Source organism: Marivita sp. (assembly GCF_048006345.1).
Classification (GTDB): domain Bacteria; phylum Pseudomonadota; class Alphaproteobacteria; order Rhodobacterales; family Rhodobacteraceae; genus Marivita.
The window spans coordinates 63,165-78,769 of record NZ_CP180351.1 but is presented as its reverse complement, the minus strand read 5'-3'; the positions used below and the strand labels follow the sequence as shown (position 1 = coordinate 78,769).

16 protein-coding genes are annotated in these 15,605 nt (G+C 60.2%); 11 read left to right on the top strand and 5 right to left on the bottom strand.

Features of this window, described 5'->3' with window-relative positions; genetic code table 11:
- Positions 1–15 precede the first annotated feature (15 nt).
- From choW to ACMVPR_RS00395, 6 genes are all read left to right on the top strand, one after another.
- Complete coding sequence (choW, locus tag ACMVPR_RS00420) at positions 16–852, top strand: choline ABC transporter permease subunit (RefSeq protein ID WP_292266625.1); 837 nt, start codon at positions 16–18, stop codon at positions 850–852.
- Positions 849–1,901 (top strand): choline ABC transporter ATP-binding protein, encoded by a 1,053-nt coding sequence (gene choV, locus ACMVPR_RS00415; RefSeq protein WP_416881233.1) that lies wholly within the window; start codon positions 849–851, stop codon positions 1,899–1,901. The genes choW and choV overlap by 4 nt, the downstream gene beginning before the upstream one ends.
- A 106-nt stretch (positions 1,902–2,007) precedes the next feature.
- On the top strand, positions 2,008–2,871 hold the full coding sequence (locus ACMVPR_RS00410; RefSeq protein ID WP_416881232.1) for an MBL fold metallo-hydrolase: 864 nt from the start codon (positions 2,008–2,010) through the stop codon (positions 2,869–2,871).
- Between the two features lie 4 nt (positions 2,872–2,875).
- The gene (locus ACMVPR_RS00405; RefSeq protein WP_416881231.1) at positions 2,876–3,301 is read left to right on the top strand and encodes a YeeE/YedE family protein; all 426 of its coding nucleotides are present in this window, start codon (positions 2,876–2,878) and stop codon (positions 3,299–3,301) included.
- A complete protein-coding gene (locus ACMVPR_RS00400; RefSeq protein WP_416881230.1) occupies positions 3,301–3,735 on the top strand; it encodes a DUF6691 family protein in 435 nt (144 codons plus the stop codon). Before ACMVPR_RS00405 ends, ACMVPR_RS00400 begins: the two co-directional genes overlap by 1 nt.
- 9 nt (positions 3,736–3,744) lie before the next feature.
- Complete coding sequence (locus ACMVPR_RS00395) at positions 3,745–4,176, top strand: TIGR01244 family sulfur transferase (RefSeq protein ID WP_416881229.1); 432 nt, start codon at positions 3,745–3,747, stop codon at positions 4,174–4,176.
- On the opposite strand, the gene ACMVPR_RS00390 is transcribed toward ACMVPR_RS00395, so the two are convergent.
- The 5 genes from ACMVPR_RS00390 to ACMVPR_RS00370 form a co-directional block, all read right to left on the bottom strand.
- Complete coding sequence (locus tag ACMVPR_RS00390; RefSeq protein ID WP_416881228.1) at positions 4,173–5,207, bottom strand: FliM/FliN family flagellar motor switch protein; 1,035 nt, start codon at positions 5,205–5,207, stop codon at positions 4,173–4,175. The genes ACMVPR_RS00395 and ACMVPR_RS00390 overlap by 4 nt on opposite strands.
- Positions 5,208–5,290: 83 nt before the next feature.
- Entirely contained in the window at positions 5,291–7,978 is a 2,688-nt protein-coding gene (locus tag ACMVPR_RS00385; protein WP_300580588.1) for a sensor histidine kinase, read from the bottom strand.
- Positions 7,975–8,181 (bottom strand): hypothetical protein, encoded by a 207-nt coding sequence (locus ACMVPR_RS00380; protein WP_292266640.1) that lies wholly within the window; start codon positions 8,179–8,181, stop codon positions 7,975–7,977. The genes ACMVPR_RS00385 and ACMVPR_RS00380 overlap by 4 nt, the downstream gene beginning before the upstream one ends.
- Positions 8,182–8,252: 71 nt before the next feature.
- The gene (locus ACMVPR_RS00375; RefSeq protein ID WP_292266642.1) at positions 8,253–8,621 is read right to left on the bottom strand and encodes a response regulator transcription factor; all 369 of its coding nucleotides are present in this window, start codon (positions 8,619–8,621) and stop codon (positions 8,253–8,255) included.
- A gap of 89 nt (positions 8,622–8,710) precedes the next feature.
- A complete protein-coding gene (locus ACMVPR_RS00370) occupies positions 8,711–10,027 on the bottom strand; it encodes a helix-turn-helix domain-containing protein (RefSeq protein WP_416881227.1) in 1,317 nt (438 codons plus the stop codon).
- A 218-nt stretch (positions 10,028–10,245) separates the two neighbouring features.
- On the opposite strand from ACMVPR_RS00370, the gene ACMVPR_RS00365 reads away from it, so the two are divergent.
- The 5 genes from ACMVPR_RS00365 to ACMVPR_RS00345 all read left to right on the top strand — a co-directional run bounded on the left by ACMVPR_RS00365 (position 10,246) and on the right by ACMVPR_RS00345 (position 15,546).
- Positions 10,246–11,628, top strand: coding sequence for a substrate-binding protein (locus tag ACMVPR_RS00365; RefSeq protein WP_416881226.1), 1,383 nt, complete (start codon positions 10,246–10,248; stop codon positions 11,626–11,628).
- Between the two features lie 108 nt (positions 11,629–11,736).
- Positions 11,737–12,768, top strand: coding sequence for a branched-chain amino acid ABC transporter permease (locus ACMVPR_RS00360; RefSeq protein WP_416881225.1), 1,032 nt, complete (start codon positions 11,737–11,739; stop codon positions 12,766–12,768).
- Between the two features lie 3 nt (positions 12,769–12,771).
- On the top strand, positions 12,772–13,971 hold the full coding sequence (locus ACMVPR_RS00355; protein WP_416881224.1) for a branched-chain amino acid ABC transporter permease: 1,200 nt from the start codon (positions 12,772–12,774) through the stop codon (positions 13,969–13,971).
- Between the two features lie 12 nt (positions 13,972–13,983).
- Positions 13,984–14,739 carry an ABC transporter ATP-binding protein gene (locus tag ACMVPR_RS00350; protein WP_416881223.1) on the top strand — a complete coding sequence of 252 codons (756 nt, stop codon included), beginning with the start codon at positions 13,984–13,986 and terminating at the stop codon, positions 14,737–14,739.
- A 51-nt stretch (positions 14,740–14,790) separates the two neighbouring features.
- On the top strand, positions 14,791–15,546 hold the full coding sequence (locus tag ACMVPR_RS00345; protein WP_292266651.1) for an ABC transporter ATP-binding protein: 756 nt from the start codon (positions 14,791–14,793) through the stop codon (positions 15,544–15,546).
- Positions 15,547–15,605: the final 59 nt, after the last annotated feature.

Sequence of the window (15,605 nt, the reverse complement as noted above, 5' to 3'; positions counted from 1 at the left end):
CGACAAGGACCCATCATGGACTGGTTGACCGAGAACAAGATCCCGGTGGGGCAAGTCGCCGGGAAAGCTTTTGACTGGCTTGAAAGCAATGGCGCGTTTTTCTTTGACGCGCTGTCGGACGCGCTCGAGGCGATGATCGACGGCTTTCTTTGGCTGCTGCAAACGCCGCATCCGCTGGTGATCATAGGGCTGTTCGTGGCGCTGACCTACTACCTGCAACGCAGTTGGAAAGTCGCGCTCTTTGTGGCGCTTGGGTTCCTCTTCATCATCAACCAGGGCTATTGGGAGGAAACGACCGAGAGCCTCACACTGGTTCTGTCGGCCTGTGTGGTTTGCATGGGCGTCGGCGTACCGATTGGAATCGCAGTCGCGCATCGCCCAAGGCTTTATGCATGGATGCGACCGGTCTTGGACCTGATGCAGACCTTGCCCACCTTCGTTTATCTTATTCCAGCCATTGTGTTTTTCGGCATCGGTATGGTGCCCGGCCTGATTGCGACAGTGATTTTCGTCCTGCCCGCGCCGATCCGTCTGACGCATCTTGGCGTGAGTTCCACCCCGCTCCCTTTGATCGAGGCGGCAGAGGCGTTCGGGGCCACGAAATCGCAACTGCTGTGGAAGGTCGAACTTCCTTCGGCGCTGCCGCAGATCATGGCCGGGTTGAACCAGACCATCATGCTGTCGCTGTCGATGGTGGTGATTGCAGCACTTGTGGGCGCAGACGGGTTGGGCGTGCCGGTGGTGCGGGCGCTCAATCAGGTAAACACGGCACGCGGGTTTGAGAGCGGCTTCGTGATCGTCGTGGTCGCTATCATTCTTGACCGAATGCTGCGGATGGAGCGCCAGAAATGAGCGATACACGCGTCGAATTCGACAATGTCTCCATCGTGTTTGGGGACAAGCCGCACTCTGCGCTGCCGCTGATGGATGCGGGTCAGGACCGGGGACAAATCCAACGCGACACGGGGCAAGTTCTTGGTGTGCATAACTGTTCGCTCAATGTGGCCGAGGGCGAGATTCTTGTCCTGATGGGCCTGTCCGGGTCGGGCAAATCCACGCTGTTGCGGGCGGTGAACGGGCTGAACCCTGTCGCGCGCGGCTGTGTGCGGGTGCATGATGGCAAAGGCTTGGTCGATGTCACCCATGCCAGCGCCGACGCGCTGCGCACCATCCGGTTGCGTCATGTGGCGATGGTGTTTCAGCAGTTCGGCCTTTTGCCATGGCGGTCCGTTCGGGAAAATGTCGGTCTTGGGCTCGAACTGGGCGGCCAATCCAAGGCCGACCGGAATGCGCAGGTCGAAAAGCAATTGGCCCTTGTCGGCCTCACCGATTGGGCCGACCGCAAGGTCGCGGAATTGTCCGGCGGGATGCAGCAGCGGGTTGGCCTTGCCCGCGCCTTTGCCACGGATGCCCCGATCCTCCTCATGGACGAGCCGTTTTCGGCGCTCGACCCGCTGATCCGCACCAAGCTGCAGGACGAGTTGCTGGAACTGCAGCAACGGCTGAAACGGACGATCATTTTTGTGAGTCACGATCTGGACGAAGCGTTCAAGATCGGCAACCGGATTGCCATCATGGAAGGCGGGCGGATCGTGCAATGCGGCACCCCGCAAGAGATTTTCCGCAACCCATCGAACGATTACGTGGCAGATTTCGTCAAGCACATGAACCCTTTGGGCGTGTTGCGGGCGCGCGACGTGATGCGTGCGGATACCCCACTTGCCGGGGCGTTACCAGTTGATGCCGATGCACGCGTTCAGGAGGTCATGACGACGCTGGTCAGCAGCGAGACAGACCTTGCTGTGATGGAGGGAGACAGGCCAATCGGAGTGATCGGCAAGAACGATGTTCTGACCTACCTGTCCGATCCGACCGGCGCAGGAGCGATGCCCCAAGCCTGACATTCAGGACACCTAAAAAGATGCCGCCTCGCTACATTTTTTGTTTGCCCCTCTTGCTACGTATTCAATTTTCATTATATGTTATCCAAGCAAGGAGGGCTCAGACATGACACCCAAGGTCACAGGTTTTTTCGACGACGCCACCAACACGATTTCCTACGTGGTTCAGGACCCGCAAGGCAGCGCCTGCGCGATTATCGATAGCGTTCTGGATTTTGACTACGCCTCCGGCCGCACCGACACCAAATCTGCCGATGCGATCATCGCTTTCGTCAAGGAAAACAACCTTGATGTTCAATGGCTTCTGGAAACCCATGTCCATGCCGACCACCTGAGCGCTGCGCCCTATCTTCAAGCGGCGCTTGGCGGCAAGATCGGCATCGGCGACCGCATTCAAGTGGTGCAGGACACCTTTGGCAAAGTCTTCAACGAAGGCACCGAATTCCAGCGAGATGGCAGCCAGTTCGACAAGCTTTTTGTCGAAGGCGACAGCTTCCACATCGGGCAGATGCGCGCGGATGTGTTGCACACACCGGGTCACACACCAGCCTGCCTGACCTATGTGGTTGGCGATGCGGCCTTTGTCGGCGACACGCTGTTCATGCCGGATTTCGGCACAGCGCGCTGTGACTTCCCCGGCGGGTCGTCCGAACAGCTTTACAACTCGGTGCAGAAAATTCTCGCCCTGCCGGACGAGACCCGCATTTTCGTGGGCCATGACTACAAGGCGCCGGGTCGCGAAGACTATGCGTGGGAGACCACGGTCGGTGAGCAAAAAGCCAAAAACGTGCATGTTGGCGGCGATGCCACAAAGGACAGCTTTGTCGAAATGCGCAATGCGCGTGACGCGACGCTGGCGATGCCGAAACTGATCATCCCGTCGCTGCAGGTGAACATGCGTGCCGGGCAAATGCCGCCTGCGGACAAGGACGGCAAGGTTTTCCTCAAGGTTCCAGTAAACGGATTGTAAAGACATGAACCCGGATTGGATTTATGGGCTGCTCGGCGGAATGCTGATCGGCACCGGCGGCGCGGTTTATCTGCTCGCCAATGGACGTATCATGGGTGCCAGCGGCATCATTGGCGGGCTTGTCGATGGCAGCGGGCGCAGCACGATGGGGGAGCGCATCAGCTTTCTGGCTGGTTTGGCGCTCATCCCGGTGGTGCTGCTCTGGTTTCTTGGACCGAAGGAAACCCACGCAACAGGCAACTTCGCGTTGCTGATTGCGGCAGGTTTGCTGGTCGGTGTCGGCACGCGACTGGCCAATGGCTGCACCTCGGGCCACGGCGTCTGCGGGATCTCGCGGCTGTCGCTGCGCGGCATGGTCGCCACCGTCTTCTACATCCTTGCCGGCGGGCTGACCGTCGTGCTGTTCCGCCACCTGCTGGGGATCATCTGATGCGCAACTATTTCGCTTTTCTGGCCGGTGGCCTGTTTGGTGCCGGGCTCTTCATCTCGGGCATGACCGACACTCGTAAAGTGCAGGGATGGCTGGATATTTTCGGCAATTGGGATCCGACATTGGCCTTCGTCATGGGCGGCGCGATCATCCCAATGGCGATTGCGTGGCGGGTTGCCGCGAAACGCCGCTTTGCCCTGACGGGCGACGCGATGCCACCGCCGCCCGAGCCAAAACTCGGCCGAAACCTTGTCATGGGATCGGTTCTGTTCGGGATGGGTTGGGGTCTTGTTGGTCTTTGCCCCGGCCCGGCGATTGCATCGCTCAGCTATGGCGGGATTGAGGGGCTTGTGTTTATTGGCGCGATGGTCGCCGGAATGAGCGCCATGCCACCCCTGCGGGCATGGCTGGACAGACCCGCAACGGCGCAGTAATCCTCGGTCATGGATATTCGCACCATCACCGACCGCTATAGCGTGTCCCCGCAGATCGACCCCGAAGACGCCGCCGCCATCAAGGCGGCGGGGATCACAACCGTGATCTGCAATCGACCGGACGCCGAAGTGCCACCATCGCATCAGTCCGATGTGATGCGCGCCGCCATCGAGGCTGTTGGCCTGCGTTTCGAAGTCTTGCCGATCACCCACCAGACCATGACCCCGGACCGAGTGGCCCAGCAGGCCGCTATGGTCGAGGCATCCGATGGTCCGGTTCTGGCCTATTGCGCCTCGGGCACGCGCTGTTCGATCCTGTGGGCGCTGAGCCAGGCGGGCAAGCAAAGCGCCGATGAAATCCTCGGTGCCGTGGCACGGGCGGGCTACGACCTGTCTGGCCTGCGCCCGACGCTTGACGCCGCAGCCGACGCGCAGCGCTAACTTTCAATCTGGTCCGATGCCGCCGGGAGACCGGCGGCAATATCGTTCAGCGCCATGTCCAGCGATCCCCCATAGTCCAGCTTGGGTAAGTCTGGCCCAACAGGGACAAGTGCCGTCGCAGTTTGCAGCGCGTCTGCTTGCGCCGGTCGCAGGTCGGGTTTGTGAAGCGGTGACTCCCCGCTTCCGATGCGGATTGCGCGGAAGCCGTTCATCTGCCCCAGCGTTCCCCGAGCCACGATGCCCCCCCCGGACAGGCTCAAAGTGGCTGATGACGTTGCCCCGGGCGAGAGCGTCAACACATCTCCGGGGCGGAGTGCCTGTGCCCTGTCTAACGGGATGTGGATTCGCGTGAGGATCGCCTGCATTCGCACGGGTGCCAGCTTGAACATCGCTTCGTGTTTGCCGGGCTGCGCGATGGTGTCCAGCTCTTCAACATCGGGTGCAGGCTCTGGAAACAGGAACAGAATAGCGCCGCTGCGTGTGTCGTTCGCAAGGCTGACCTCAAACGTAGCGAGATGGTAACTGTCGGCATCGAGGGCGAGAGCTGCGGCCTGACAATCCTCGACCAATGCGCCGAACCTGTAGTCCTGCAGATGCGCCATTTCCGGCTGCATCGATAGCATGGACGCAAACCTGGGCAGCGCGGCGTCGATCAGCGGCGCCGTCATTGCGGCGTCGGTTGGTGTGTACGGCCGCGGATCCGCCGGAAACCGCGTCACTCGCCCCAGGGTCTGAATGTCGATCAGGCCCGTGACGAGATCGCGATCAAAGGCCGCCAAACCCCGTCGTCCCTGATCATGTTCAAGGATCACCAGCAGACGGTCGTCACCGATATGGCGGGTGACCCGGTCAACCGGCAGAGTGTCATCACCGGTCGGACGCGCCACCAGCGTCAGCCCCCAAAGTGCATCTGCCGCAATCGACAAACCCCGACCCAACGCGCGGGACAGCGACCATCCGCCACCGCCCAGCGCCTTGCGCTGCGCCTGCACCTTGCGCTGCAACACTGTTCCTGTGGCATCGTCGGTCATGATTTGCGGTAACCCCCATGGCCTTTGATCCGGTTATCGCCGGAATTGGTTACCAAGGGTTTAGCAGAACCGCGATGTCGGGATTATTGCGCCGCCAGTGCCGTTCGATAGGGCAGGACCACACGGAAGTTCGCTCCGCGCGACGCCGGGACATAATCCACCGACCCGCCAAGCCGCGTCATCACCTGACGGCAGATCGCAAGACCCAACCCCGCCCCGCCCGCCTTCTGATCGCTGACTCGGGCAAATTTTTCAAAGATCATGTCCACGGCATCCGGCGCGATGCCCGACCCATTGTCCTGAAAATCAATCACCACGCGGTCGGCCTCTTGCATCACCCGAATGGCAAGTCGGGGCGCTTTGGCATCGCAGTATTTGCGCGCATTTGCGATCAGGTTGATGAACACCTGACTCAGGCGGTCAAGATCGGTGTGCAGAACGATGTTTTCCTTACCAAAGTCGCGTTTGATCTCGAGTTGAACCCCGTCTTCACCTATGGCCGCGGACGACACCGCCCGATCCAGCGCATCGCGCAGCGTACCGTCCCGCAGGTTGAGGTTCACCTGTCCGTTCTCCACCACGCTCAGATCAAGCAGATCGTCCAGAAGCCGCGTCAGGCGCTGTGCCTCGTCATGGATGATCGATGCATAGCGGGATTGCTCGTCCGGTGTCATCTGGTCGGTGTCGCGCAGGATCTCCGAAAACGCCCGGATCGACGTCATGGGCGTGCGCAATTCATGGCTGATCTGGCTGAGAAACGCATCTTTCTGGACCGACAGCCGGGTCAGTTTCTGGTTGGCGTTGCGCAGCTCCAGAGCGGTGCGGCTCAGTTCTTCGGACTGTTCCTTGAGCCGTGCCGAGTATTCCAGCATCTGCGCGGTTTCATCCGCCACAGCCATCAGGTCTTCAACGGAAATCGCCATGCCTCCGGTGATCTGTCCCACCATCGCATGTGCGGTTGCAGCCCCCACGGAGCTGCCCAACTCGCGTTCCAGCGCCTCGAGAAAATCCGGGGTCGGCGCGGGCAGATTGCCCCGGGCCCCTTGCCGCCGCGCGTGGCGCAGGAACAGCGCTTGTGCTTCACCGGCCCCCAGAATGCGCTGAGCCATGACCATGAGGTCTTCCGTCTGCGCCGTTCCGCCCGACCAGCTGCGCGCATTGGTCGAATGTTCAAAGATGTTGACGAACTGTGCGGCCTGCAATCTTTCCAGAGGCGACGGGAATGTCACCAGCGACACGGCCACGAAAGCCACCACATTGAACAACATGCTCCAAAGCAGCGCATGCATGAGCTGGTCCATTCCGGTGATGCCGAACAACGCGTCGGGCCGCAGCCATGCAAGACCGAACAGCCCATTTTCCACGATCGACATGGGCAGGATCGTGCCCACACCAAAGCTGGGCAGGTAGAGCGTGTAGAGCCAGATTGCAAAGCCCGCTGTCAACCCGGCGAAGGCCCCCAACCGTGTCGCCCCGCGCCAGAACATGCCACCCAGCATCGCGGGCAAGACCTGCGCCAGCCCGCAGAACGCCACCAGACCGATGGACGCCAAAGCCTCACCGCCGCTGGACAGGCGAAAATAAAGATAGCCCAGCATCACCACGCCAACGATGGAAATGCGCCGTGCCATAAGGACAGCCGCGCGCACGTCGCCTGAAACGCTGGCGCCGCTGGGGCGCAAATGAAGCCAGATCGGCATCACGATGTGGTTCGACACCATGGTCGACAGGGCAATCGCCGCAACGATGACCATTGATGTGGCCGAACTGAAGCCGCCAAGGAACGACAGCATGGCAAGACCATTCTGCCCAAGGGCCAGCGGCACCGTCAGCACGAAGAGGTCGGGGTTCGACCCTTCGGGCATGATGTCGAGACCCGCAACAGCGATGGGAACCACAAAAAGGCTGATCAGGCAAAGATACAGCGGAAAGGCCCAACTGGCGGTGCGCAAATGATTTTCGTCGTCATTTTCCACCACCAGCACCTGGAAGGTGCGCGGCAAGCACAGGAAAGCCGCTGCCGAGAGGAAGATCAGACCGGCCCAGCGGCTGCGGTCGGTGTGCCAATGGCCGAACTCGGACGCGTCGATCCGGTTGAGCGACTCGGTCAGACCTCCCGAGACGCCCCAGACCACGAAGATCCCGACCGAGAGAAGCGCCACAAGCTTGACCACCGCTTCGACGGCGATGGCCATGACCACGCCGTCATGCCGCTCTTTGGCATCGAGGTTGCGGGTGCCGAAAAGCACGGTGAACAAGGCCAGCCCCATAGACAGCCAAAACGCGACAATGGCCTGATCCTGCGCCGCCAACCCATCCGATTGTGCGGCAAACACCGAAAACGAAAGCGTCACCGACTGTAATTGCAGCGCGATGTACGGCGTCGTGCCGATCACCGCGAGGATGGTGACCCCGGCGGCCAGCAGGCTGGATTTGCCATAACGCGAGGAAATCAGGTCGGCGATCGAGGTGATCTTCTGCGTCCGTCCGATCCGGATCAGCTTGCGCAACAGCCACCACCAACTGACCATCACGATCGTCGGTCCAAGATAGATGGTGAGATACTCGAACCCATTGCGCGCCGCCGATCCGACGGCCCCGTAAAATGTCCACGCGGTGCAGTAGATCGACAGGGAAAGCGTGTAGATCAGCGGAGACCGCAGCCACGCTTTCCTTCCCTGCGCTGCCAGCCGATCCGCGGCAAACGCAACGAAGAACAGGAAGAGAACGTAGGCCACGCAGACCGCGACGAGAAGGTTGAGCGTGCTCATGTGTCGGAATCCGACAGTTCGTCCACCTCACCGGCCAGAAGATACGACAACCCCCATGTGAGCAGAATGATCCCTGCCCAAACGACGAAAACATAGATCAACGCCTTGGCGCTGCTGACCGTGCCATCCCCCGATTGCGGCCAGATCAACGGGATCATCCAAAGGATCAGCGCAAGAAGCGGGGCGACGCGTGCGGCATCCATGACTCGGCGTCGGCGATAGGTGCGCCTTTCATGAAAGACGGTCGGCGGTCCGGGCCTTTCCGTGGTGCGGGTCATTTCGCGGCAAGCGCTCTCACGGTTTCGAGCACATCCGCATTCGAGAACGGTTTGGTCATGAAGGCGTCGCAGCCCGCACGTTCGGCGATTTCGCGATCCTTGGTCTGGCCCCGTGCGGTGAGCATCAGAACCGGCAAGCCATTGACATCGGGATCGTTCCGCAACTCGCGCAGGATGTCGTAACCGCTTTTGCCCGGCAGCATAACGTCAAGGATCACGACATCCGGTTTGCGCTGTTTCACGATATCAACGGCGTCGGCGCCGTTTGAATGGGTTTTGACCGTCCACCCGTCGCGCGACAGGATGAAGCTGATCGCCTCGATGATATTGGGTTCGTCTTCAATCAACAGAACCTGCTTGGACATGCGTGCCCTCCCCCGTGCCGCAAGAAGCTGATTGGCTTTTGCCGTTTTTTTCCAGCTTCGCTAAACTATTACGAAGTGCGCGCCTCGTGTCAAAGCTTCCGGGGCGCGGACGCCACCATGATCGACGGTTCGCGCCGCGCCTCACAGCTTGCCTGAGGGCAGATCCGACAGGTCAACCCGACTTGCCGGATCGGCTCAGATACATCCCTCTTGGGTTCCGGCACGATCAGCATGTGGCTTTCGAACAGAACATCCTCGCCCGGTCGAGCCGGACCGGTTGGCTGCGAGATGGCAATACCCCGGTGGCGGGCTGCGGCGCGGGCGGATTGCTCCATCACTTCGGTATGTACCATCATCGGACGTGCCAGAGCCCGATAGAGCGGCCAGAGCACACATCCTGCTCCAAGGCGCGGCAGCGGAAATTCCGGTAACGGTTTGCGGAACGTCGTCACGCCAGACCCATCGCAGATCGCAAGACCAACCGGGTCCGGCAGGATGTCGTCGGGAAGATGGGCCAGACGGCGCATCGCGCTCGCCAGATCGCAGCCGAACCGCGCGGCAAAGGCGAAAGGGTCATTGCCCGACACAGCGACCGTATCAGCGCACGCGGCCAAAGGCATCCGTTCGGCATCGGCGCGATAGCGCAGAAGGACCCGGCGCAAGAGCCACCGCGCGGCCTGCGAAACATCCTGCCCCAAATCCGCCGCCACCGCATCCACATCCGCTTGCGGTGTTTCAAGAGCGGGCAGATGAAAGCCGGCTTTCTGGAACACGCCATCGAGCTCATCCTGGGGCGCATTGGTTTCCGACGCTTCGGAATCCGCCTCGGCAAGATATTGTGCGAGGCTGCGGCTGCTGTCGGCCAGGCGCGCACTGTCTTCGTAGATGTTGCGATTGAAACGGCGTTGCCATTCCGGTTCGATATCGCCGGGTTCGGCAAGGATCGATGCGGCGGAGCGGATCGCAGTCACCGTGGACAGCATCTCGTGCAGCGACGCCGCCAGATGTGGATCGTGGGTCAGGCGGTCGGTCAACGCTTCGACGCTGCGCTGCAACGTCTCGACCTTGCGCTGACTGTCGGCCAGAAGCGCCGCCCACGCGGGAAATCGCCCGGCGAACTCCTCGACCCGGACGAATTCAGCCTCGGGCATGTCGCCACCGCTTGCGGCCTCGCGCAACGTGGCCAAAAGAGCGGTCTCTGCCCCCTCGGTCAGCGACCCCGGTTCCACACCCAAAGCATGCGCGATGTCGACCAGCAGTTTTCCACCGATTCTGCGACGGTTGTGTTCGATCAGATTCAGGTAGGAGGCCGAAATATCCGCGCGTTTGGCCAGTTCCGACTGTTTGAGGCCCGCCATCACGCGGCGCTCGCGGATGCGGCTGCCTGTCAGAGTGTCGCGGGGCACGTCAAAATCCCATGCTTAATCAAACCTTTTCTGCACCGCGGCAAAAACAAATTTACAGCTTTCTGCAGCGCATTGTACATTTTTTGACAGAAAAAACGTTTGATGCAAAGCGCTTATTGCTATGTTTTCCATGCATAGCCGATAATCACCTTGCACATATGTGCGGCTTGGCGGGAGGAGGACCCCCGCTGAACCCTTAAAGACATTGGGAGGATTATATGTCCAAAGGCAACCTGACACGTCGCGGCGTGCTCAAGACAGGTGCTGTGGCAGGCGCAGGTCTTGCTCTGCCCACGTATCTGTCCGCAGCTGGCCATGAAGGCTTTACTAACGCGCCGACAGGCTCGACCGTCACACTGGGTTTCAACGTACCCCAGTCCGGCCCCTACGCAGACGAGGGCGCAGACGAACTCCGCGCCTACGAACTTGCTGTCGAACATCTGAATGGTACCGGCGCCGACAATGGCATGCTGGAAACGTTCAAGTATGCCGATGGCTCCGGCACCGCGCTGAAAGGCAACGGTATCCTTGGCAAGAAGGTCGAATTCGTCACCGGCGATACGCAGACGAAATCAGACGCCGCACGCGCATCGGCCAAGTCGATGATCGAAAAAGACGGTGCCATCATGATCACCGGTGGTTCGTCCTCGGGTGTGGCCGTGGCTGTTCAAGCCCTTTGCCAGGAAGCGGGCGTCATCTTCATGGCTGGTCTGACCCACGCCAATGACACGACCGGCAAGGACAAGCGCGCCAACGGGTTCCGCCACTTCTTCAACTCCTACATGTCCGGTGCGGCGCTTGCGCCGATCCTCGCGGCGCAATATGGGGCAGACCGCAAGGCGTATCACCTGACCGCCGACTACAACTGGGGCTACACAACCGAAGAAGCGATCCGCTCCTCGACGGAAGCCTTGGGCTGGGAAACTGTTGCGACCGTTCTGACACCGCTGACGCAGACCGACTTCTCGTCCTACATCACGCCGGTTCTGCAGTCTGATGCCGACGTTCTGGTTCTGAACCATTACGGCGGAAACATGGTGAACTCGCTGACCAACGCGGTTCAGTTCGGCCTGCGCGAGCGGATGGTCAACGGCCGGAAATTCGAAATCGTGGTGCCGCTCTACTCCGAGCTTATGGCGCGCGGCGCGGGTTCGAACATCGCCGGCATCCTCGGCTCCCAGAACTGGGACTGGAAACTGGAAAACCAGCTTGGCGCGAAATACTCGGGCACCAACGCGTTCGTTCAATCCTTCGGAACGAAGTACGGTTTCCCACCGTCGCAGGCGGCGCATACCTGCTACGTGCAGACGCTGCTTTATGCGGATGCTGTGGAGCGGGCCGGTTCGTTTGCACCTTGCGCTGTTGTCGGAGCTCTCGAAGGCTTCTCGTTCGACGGTCTGGGCAATGGTCCGACGCTGTATCGCGGCGAAGATCACCAGTGCTTCAAGGACGTCGTTGTGGTGCGCGGCAAGGAAAACCCCGAAAACGAATTCGATCTCGTGGAGATCGTCGAGGTTACACCGGTCGAGCAAGTCACATATGCACCGGATCACCCGCAGTTCGCCGGCGGCGCGCTGGGTACCTGCAACAACGGCGCGTAAGCCCTTGTTTCTTGAGGTGGGCCACGCGGCCCACCTCATCTCTTCTCCAGCCCGTTGCTGTTACGGGCTGTCTGCACTTCCACACTTCTGACCGCAAAGGGTGGGGCAATGGACGCCATAATCCTGCAAATTCTCAACGGGCTCGACAAGGGCTCGGCCTACGCGCTTATCGCGTTGGGCCTGACACTCATCTTCGGCACGCTGGGCGTGGTGAACTTTGCGCATGGCGCACTGTTCATGATCGGTGCCTTCTGCGCCGTCACGCTGTCGCGCCTGCTGAGCCTCAGCCACAAGGTTGAGATCCCCGGAGCCGTCGACTTTCTCGGCAATCCGCAGATGCGCGATGTTCCGTACATCTACGAGTTTTTCGGTGAAAACCTCGGCGCGACGATCATCGACTGGGCTGTGCCGCTGTCGATCCTTCTCGCCATCCCTGTGATGATTCTGATCGGTGTCATCATGGAGCGCGGCTTGATCAAACACTTCTACAAGCGCCCCCATGCCGACCAAATCCTTGTGACCTTTGGTCTGGCGATCGTTTTGCAAGAGATCATCAAATACTATTACGGTGCCAACCCGATCCCGACTCCAGCCCCCTCCGCCTTTATCGGATCTTTCGATTTCGGTGCGCTGATCGGGTTTGATCCTGGTGTGATCATTTATCCCTACTGGCGCTTGGTCTACTTTGCCTTTGCGGCAGTGATCATCGGTGCGGTGTTCGCCTTCCTGCAGTTCACAACCTTCGGCATGGTCGTGCGCGCGGGCATGGCAGACCGCGAGACTGTGGGTCTGCTGGGCATCAATATCGACAAGCGGTTCACCATCATGTTCGGTCTGGCCGCTGCGGTCGCGGGCCTTGCCGGCGTGATGTACACCCCGATCAACTCGCCAAACTACCATATGGGCATGGACTTTCTTGTCCTCAGCTTCGTTGTGGTGGTTGTCGGCGGCATGGGCTCTCTGCCCGGTGCGGTTCTGGCAGGGTTCCTTCTGGGAATTCTGGAAAGCTTTGCTTCGATGCGCGAAGTCATCGACATCATCCCCGGCATCAACCAGGTGATCATCTACCTTGTCGCCATCGTAATTCTACTGACACGTCCGCGTGGCCTGATGGGTCGCAAGGGCGTGATGGAGGACTGATCCATGTTCGGACTGGACAAAAAAGACGCATCCCTCCTGCTGTTTGTGACAGCTCTGGTCGCCTTTGCGCCCTTCCTGCTCAACCCGTTCCCTGAGGGATCGGCGATGGCGCAGTTCAATGCGGGCTACCCGGACCTGATGCAGCGTTTTGTGATCTTCGGTATCTTCGCCATAGGTTTCAACATCCTGTTCGGTCTGACCGGCTATCTCAGCTTCGGTCACGCCGCCTTCCTCGGGGTCGGCTCCTACGCCGCCGTGTGGATGTTCAAGCTGCTCAGCATGAACGTGATCCCCGCAATCGTTCTTGCGGTCCTCACCGCAGGGGTGTTCGCGCTGATCATCGGTTACGTGAGCCTGCGGCGGTCGGGCATCTACTTCTCAATCCTGACTCTGGCCTTCGCGCAGATGTCCTTTGCGCTGGCCTACTCGGTTCTGACGCCGATCACTGGCGGCGAAACCGGCCTGCAACTGGCGCTGGACGATCCGCGCATCTTTGGCAGCGCCACGACGGCAGAGGGCAACATTCCGGTCCCGGGCTTCTTCGGTCTGGAAATGCGCGACAGCACCGAACTGGTGCTTGGAAACTGGGTGTTCACCTTCAGCGTAGGCTACTACTTTGCCGCGATCATCATGCTGTTGTCGTTCTACCTGTCGATCCGCATCTTCCGGTCGCCCTTCGGCATGATGCTGCGCGCAGTCAAATCGAACCAGCAGCGCCTGAATTACACCGGCCTCAACCCGCGTCCCTACACGCTGGCGGCCTTTGTGATCTCGGGGATGTATGCCGGTCTTGCTGGTGGCCTGATGGCATCGATGGATCCTCTGGCCGGTGCGGAGCGCATGTTCTGGACCGCGTCGGGCGAGGTGGTTCTGATGACCATCCTTGGTGGCGTCGGCACGCTCATCGGTCCGGTTCTGGGTGCGGGTTTGATCAAGTACATGGAAAACATCATTTCCAAGATCAACTCGGACATCCTGCACAGCTGGTTCGCCTTCCTTCCGGATGGGCTCGAGGATCTGGTCGTGACGCTGATCTATCCGTTCATCGGCAAGGGCTGGCACCTGACACTTGGCATCGTGTTCATGCTGGTCGTGATCTTCCTGCCGGGTGGCCTTGTGCAGGGCGGTCAGAAAATCGCGGGGCTCTTCGGCCGTAAAAAGGCGCAAGAACCCAAGAACGCAACCACCGAACCTGCGGAATAAGGAGACGGACAGATGGGAATTCTTGAAGTCAAAGACGTCAACAAGCGGTTCGGTGGCCTGCAAGCGCTTGGCAATGTGAACCTCAGCGTGGCAGAGAACAGCTGCCACGCGATCATCGGACCCAACGGCGCGGGCAAATCCACCCTGCTCAACTGCCTTGTCGGCAAGCTGATCCCGGACACGGGCGCGGTCATGTTCGACGGCCAGAGCGTGCTGGGCCGCACCCCGTTCGAGATCAACCAGATGGGCATTTCCCGCGTGTTCCAGACGCCCGAGATCTTCGGCGATCTGACCGTGATGGAAAACATGCTGATCCCGTGCTTTGCAAAACGGGACGGGTCTTTTGCCCTGCATGGCATCCGGTCCGTTACAAGCGAAGCGGAACTGCGCGATCAGGCCGAACAGATGCTGGAAGAGGTCAACATGCTCGACAAGCGGAACATGCACTCCGCCTCCATGTCGCGCGGGGACAAACGCCGCCTTGAAATGGCGATGTGCCTTGTTCAGAACCCCAAGCTGCTGCTGCTGGATGAGCCGACGGCGGGCATGGCACGGGCCGACACGAACAACACCATCGACTTGCTCAAAGAGATCAAGGAAAAGCGCAACATCACCATCGCAATCATCGAGCATGACATGCATGTGGTGTTCTCTCTGGCCGAACGGATCACCGTTCTGGCGCAGGGCACACCCTTGGTCGAGGACACGCCCGAGAACATCAAGGGCCATCCGAAGGTCAAGGAAGCCTATCTCGGAGAAGCTGCGTAACCCTATTTGGCGGGGCTTTCCCGCCACCCCTCCCACAGCGAGGACAGACTTATGAACGTCAAACCCGACTTTTCAAAACACGCCAACCACGCGGAAACAGCCCCGGCGTTCCTCTCCGTGTGGGACATGCACTCTTACTATGGCGAAAGCTATATCGTGCAGGGCATCTCGTTTAACGTCCACGAAGGCGAGATCCTCGCGCTTCTGGGGCGAAACGGGGCCGGCAAGACCACCACGCTGCGCTCCATCGCGCGGATGGACAGCCCGCAGGTGAACCATGGTGAAATCTGGCTCGACCACAAACCGCTTCACAAGATGACCTCTTACGAGGCGGCTGGAGTTGGCTTGGGCCTTGTGCCCGAAGACCGCCGCATCATTCCCGGCCTGACGGTTGAGGAAAACCTGCAGCTGGCCCAGATCGCACCGCCCATCGGCTGGTCGATCGAGCGTCTTTACGATCTGTTCCCGCGTCTGGGCGAACGCCGCAACCAAGAGGGCGTGACCCTGTCGGGCGGTGAACAGCAGATGCTCTCCATCGCCCGCGCTCTGGCCCGCGACATCAAGGTTCTGTTGCTGGACGAGCCGTACGAAGGTCTGGCGCCGGTGATCGTGGACGAAATCGAAAAGACCCTGCGCGTGATCAAGGAACAGGGGATGACGACGATCCTTGTCGAACAGAACGCGGTGCGCGCGCTGCAACTGGCGGATCGGGCGATCATTCTGGACACTGGGTCTATCGTATTTGATGGCACAGCGGCAGAGGTTCTGGAAAACAGCCAGTTGAGAGCGGAATACCTCGCGATTTGAAAATGGCCATCGGCCAATGCGACTTTTGCCGCCCTTGCCTTTTCCCGGCGGGGGCGGTT